This window comes from Ruminococcus sp. OM06-36AC, from assembly GCF_003438725.1.
GTDB lineage: Bacteria > Bacillota > Clostridia > Oscillospirales > Ruminococcaceae > Ruminococcus_C > Ruminococcus_C callidus.
In genome coordinates this window covers 1-584 of the sequence record NZ_QSTT01000081.1, presented here as the reverse complement: position 1 = coordinate 584, position 584 = coordinate 1, and the positions used below count along the sequence as shown (strand labels likewise).

Below are 584 nucleotides of genomic sequence, written 5' to 3'. Positions count from 1 at the left end.
GCCGGTTTGCTTTTCCCAGTAATCAGGTACAAAAAATCCTGTCGCTTTTTCTTTTCCAGCAATGTCAACAAGAAGGACGGAACCGGAATTGTCCGCACAGAAGTTCTGCTTTTTGGGGAGCCAATCAGTACCTCTGAACAGCCATTTCGATAAATTCTCTGCACCGTTCGTTTTACAGAAAGTGTTCCGTTTTCAAAGTCAATATCGCTCCACTGCAAGCCACACAATTCACCTACACGCAAACCGGTGAACAAGCACAGCAGAATCGCCAAATCAACGGTCAACCCTGTCTGAAGAAGATACTGTTCCAATTTCTTTCGCTCCTCAGAAGACAACACGTCCAGCTGCTTTTTCTCTGCTTTCGGCATAGTGAAATGTGTTCCATGAATGTGATATTCCTGCACTGCATACTGTTCTATGCTGTGGTAAACCCGCATAATGTCCTGTACAAACCGAGCGGAAAGTCCGCCAGTTCCGCACAATCGGCCGCTTTGCAGTTTCTCATAGACAAAATCATTCAGCTGATGTGTCGTCATATCCGTGAGATACTTTGTTCCGAGATCCGGAAGAATATGATTGCGAAT

1 protein-coding gene is annotated in these 584 nt (G+C 45.4%); it reads right to left on the bottom strand.

Annotation, left to right across the window (positions count from 1 at the left end; genetic code table 11):
* Positions 1 to 584: tyrosine-type recombinase/integrase (locus DXB92_RS13270; RefSeq protein WP_147330091.1), on the bottom strand; the 584-nt coding region annotated here is incomplete at both ends.